Annotated in this window: 5 protein-coding genes; 3 read left to right on the top strand and 2 right to left on the bottom strand. The window is 73.7% G+C overall.

Annotated features, from left to right (window positions below):
- A partial coding sequence (locus tag DEIPI_RS41970; RefSeq protein WP_052351917.1) for a ParB/RepB/Spo0J family partition protein occupies positions 1-742 on the bottom strand: 742 nt, incomplete at its 3' end.
- Entirely contained in the window at positions 732-1,499 is a 768-nt protein-coding gene (locus tag DEIPI_RS0121785) for a ParA family protein (protein ID WP_027483162.1), read from the bottom strand. The genes DEIPI_RS41970 and DEIPI_RS0121785, both read right to left, overlap by 11 nt.
- 185 nt (positions 1,500-1,684) lie before the next feature.
- On the opposite strand from DEIPI_RS0121785, the gene DEIPI_RS0121780 reads away from it, so the two are divergent.
- The 3 genes from DEIPI_RS0121780 to DEIPI_RS33590 form a co-directional block, all read left to right on the top strand.
- Complete coding sequence (locus DEIPI_RS0121780) at positions 1,685-2,575, top strand: serine hydrolase (RefSeq protein ID WP_245588617.1); 891 nt, start codon at positions 1,685-1,687, stop codon at positions 2,573-2,575.
- Entirely contained in the window at positions 2,572-3,468 is an 897-nt protein-coding gene (locus tag DEIPI_RS33595) for a C40 family peptidase (RefSeq protein WP_245588616.1), read from the top strand. The genes DEIPI_RS0121780 and DEIPI_RS33595 overlap by 4 nt, the downstream gene beginning before the upstream one ends.
- Positions 3,465-4,034, top strand: a 570-nt coding sequence (locus DEIPI_RS33590; protein WP_281173255.1) for an enolase C-terminal domain-like protein, incomplete at its 3' end; no start/stop codon positions are given. The genes DEIPI_RS33595 and DEIPI_RS33590, both read left to right, overlap by 4 nt.

Raw genomic sequence — 4,034 nt, 5'->3', positions numbered from 1 at the left:
GCGGCGCGGCGGCGGCGCGCAGTTGTTCGAGGCTCGCACCCCCGGCGGCGAGCCTCAGGAGCTCCGCGCGGCGCGTCTCGTCACGAACTCCGGCGATCACACGGCCCTTCGTGTACTCCAGTCCGCCCGCCCGCATGGCGGCGAGGACGTCCCCGGGGAATCGCAGGATGGGGAGGTGCTGTGTCAGGAAGGTCACCCAGGAGCCGCCGAGCGTCTCGAAGAGCCGTTCGACGACGACGATCTGCTCTGGATGGCCGGGCGCACCGGGCGTCTTGCGCAGCGCGGAGAGCCGGGCGGGCACCTCCTCGGGGCGCAGGTCGAGCGCGAGGGCGAGGGCGCGGGCCACGGCGTCCGTCCGGTCGACGGGATTGAGGTCCTCGCGCTGGAGGTTCTCGACGATGGCGGCCTCCAGCGCCTCGCGGTCCCCGAGGTCACGCACCACCACGGGCACGCGGGCGAGCCCGGCGAGCTTCGCGGCGCGCCAGCGGCGCTCGCCCGCCACGATCTCGTAGCCGCGCCCCCCGGGCGCGCGGCGCACCAGCAGGGGCTGGAGCACGCCGTGCTCGCGGACGCTGCGCGAGAGCTCCGCGAGGGTCGCGTCGTCGAAGGCGCGGCGCGGCTGCCCCGGGAGCGGCGTGAGGTCCGTGACGTCCACCTCGCGCGGCGTCTCGGACGGGTGCTCGTCGACGGCGCCGAGGACGCCGCGCAGCGCGCCCCGTACGTCCGGTCGCCTAGGAGGCAACGCTGGCCTCCCCGAGCGCGGCGAGCAGCTCGCTCGTGGCGGCGCGCACCTCCAGGTCGGCGGGACTGCCGGGCATGTACACGCCGATGGGGACGTTCGCGGCGTGCGCGTCCGGGTAGATGGCGGGCCGGAAGGTCACGGGGGTGCCGAGGGGGGAGAGCAGCTCGCGCATCACGTCGAGCGACTCGCGGTGGTGCCGGATCTGAGCGTTGTACAGCGTGGGGAGGTAGAACGCGACGTGCAGCTGCTCGTTGAGCTCGCGGTACGTCTGGACCATCGCGCGGACCGCGCCGACCCCGCCGACGCCCTTGTGGGTGGTGGGTACGGGCACGACGAGCGCGTCGGCGGCGATGGCCGCGAGCCCGCTGAGCTGCCCCAGGCTGGGCGGCGAGTCGATCAGCACGAAGTCGTAGCGTTCCCCGAGCGCGCGCAGATGGCGGTGGAGCCGCCGGATCCCGCCGATCTGGCCGGGCAGCTGCGCCTCCACGAGGGCGAGCTCCAGGTTGGAGGGAATCAGGTCGAGCCCGTGGACGCGGTACGGCTCGGGCAGGGGCTCGTTCTGGAGGACCGAGCGGGCGACGGTGCGCTCGACGGACGCGTCGGGCACGCCGAGCCAGCTGCTGAGGTTGGCCTGGGGGTCCACGTCGATCAGGAGGACACGCAGGCCGTGGTGGTGGGCCAGGGTGTAGCCGATGTCGCGGGTGGTGCTGGTCTTGGCGGCGCCGCCCGCGTGATTGAAGGTGGTCAGGACTCGCATGGACTCGCTCCCACTGTACGCAATCCAGGACCTGATCGCGAGCGGGTCGCAACGTTGCGACCCGGCTCCGGACACCTGGGTCGCAACGTTGCGACCCGGTGTCCCGCGCCGCCCCGGGTTGCCCCGTGAGGGTCCGGCAGGGCATCATTCGAGACGACCTCGCCCATTCGCAGACCGGAGATCCCTTGAGTTCCCATCACGATCCAGTTCCCATCGTCATCACCGAAGTCCAGTCCGGGGAGCGCGGCCTCGCCGGGCATCCCGGGCACGTCAGCGTCGTCGTGCGCGACCTCACCTCCGGCGAAGTGCTGCGCGAGCACGACCCGGACCGCGTCTATCCCGCCGCGTCCACCATCAAGATCGCCCTGCTCGTCGCGGCCCTGCGGCTCGTGGACGCGGGCGCCGCCCACCTCGACGAGCGTCCCGTGATGGACGCCGGGGACCGCGTGGGCGGAGACGGGGTCCTCAAGGAGCTCGTGGCGGGCCTCGCGCCCACCCTGCGCGACCTGCTGACGCTGATGATCGTCGTGAGCGACAACACCGCCACGAACATGGTCATCGACCGCGTCGGCGTGGACACCGTCAACGCCTTCCTGAGGGAGGCGGGCCTGAGCGGGACCGAGCTCCTCGGGAAGCTCCAGTTGCCCCCGGAGCGGCAGTCCGCGCGACAGCGCGCCGGGGAGCGCAACCGCACCACCGCGCGGGACCTGGCGGAGCTCCTGCTGCGCCTCGCCCGGGGCGAACTGCTCTCGCGGTCCTCCACGGAGGTCGCGCTCGACATCCTGTCGCGGCAGCAGCACCAGAACATCCTCACCCGACACCTGCCGCGCGACGAGGCGGGCGAGCGCCTGTGGCGCGTGGCCAGCAAGCACGGCGAGCTTCGCGGCGTTCACCACGACGTGGGCGTCGTCTGGAGTCCCCGTCCCGTCGTCCTCGCGATCCTCAGCGAGGGCGGCCTCGACCCGCGCGAACACCCCGACAACCACGAGGTGCGCCTCCTCGCCCGCCTCGCCGCCGATCTCGTCCGGACGTACGGAGAAGCGTCCTCGTCCGTCTCCCAGGAGGGAACGCCGTGAACACCACCCTCGATCAGCGCATCACCCCCCTCGACGAGGAGCGCCGCGTCGCCGACGTCGCCCTGCGTGACCGTCTCGGCGGCGGCTGGACCTGGCTGACACCCGTCACGCGAGCCGCGGCGCGGGGCCGCGTGAGCCTGCGCGCCCGACCCGACGGCCTGTCCCCCCAGGTCACGGAGGCCCTGCTGGGCGAGACCGTCGAGGTGCTCGAGGAGCGCCCGGACGGCTGGGCCTGGGTCCGCACCGCGCACGACGGCTACCTCGGCTACACCCGGCTGGACGCGCTCGGCACGCCCCCCGCGGGGGAGACGCTGCTCGTGCGCGCCCCGCGCGGTCATCTCTTCGCGGGGCCGAAGGTCAGCGCGCCCCTCCTCGACGAGCTCGCCTGCGGCGCGCGCCTCTCGCGGCTCGACGACCGTGCCTACGACGAGAACGGCCGCACGTGGTTCCGTGTCGCGTACGGTGGGGGAGAGGCGTACGTGCAGGCGGCGCTGGTCAGCGCCGGGCGGGAGCATCCGGAACGTGCCCGCGACCTCGCCTTCATCGCGCGGCTCCTGGACACGCCCTACGTGTGGGGCGGGCGCAGCGCGTGGGGCATCGACTGCTCGGGGCTCGCGCAGCTCTTCCACCCGCATGGCGCGCTCCCGCGCGACGCGGACCAGCAGCGCGACTTCCTGCCGCGCGTGGAGACGCCGCGCGCCGGGGACCTCGCGTTCTTCCCGGGGCACGTGGGCGTCATGCTCGGCGAGCGCGAGATGCTGCACGCGAACGCCACGCACATGCGCGTCACGGTGGAGACGATCGGCGAGGGCGACTACGGGCGCAGGCTCGCGGAGAGCCTGGAGGGCTACGGCCGCTGGGACGGCACCTTCTTCCGGGAGGAGCTGAAGTGAACGTCACCTGGGAGACCCGCGTGCTGCGCACCGCGCAGCCCTTCGGTATCGCCCGCTGGACGCACAGCGAGTACCCCCGCACCTTCGTGCGGGTGGAGCAGGGCGGCGTCGTCGGGCGCGGCGAGGCCGCCCCGAACGCCTTCTACGGCGAGACGGGCGCGACGGTGGAGGCCGTGCTGCCCGTCCTCGCGGGCGCGCTGGAGGACCCCTGGGACTGGCAGGGGCTGGAGGCCGCGCTGCGCGCCCGCTTCCCCTACGACCACCCCAGCGTGAAGTGCGCGCTGGAGAGTGCGGCGCTGGAGTGGTGCGCCGCGAGCGTCGGGCTGCCCGTGTGGCGCCTGCTGGGCCTGTCGCCCGCGCCCGTGCCGGAGTCGAGCTTCACGGTGAGCATCGCGGAACTGGACGACATGCGCCGTCAGGCGCGCGAGGCGGTGGCGCGCGGGCACGGGGTGCTGAAGGTCAAGCTGGGCACCCACCGCGACGAGGCGATCATCTCGGCGCTGCGTGAGGAGGCGCCGCGCGCGCGCATCCGCGTGGACGCCAATGCCGCGTGGACCCGGCACGGC

It is taken from the genome of Deinococcus pimensis DSM 21231, assembly GCF_000519345.1.
Lineage (GTDB): Bacteria > Deinococcota > Deinococci > Deinococcales > Deinococcaceae > Deinococcus_A > Deinococcus_A pimensis.
The sequence above is the reverse complement of the archived record's forward strand: the minus strand, read 5'-3'. Positions and strand labels throughout refer to the sequence as shown.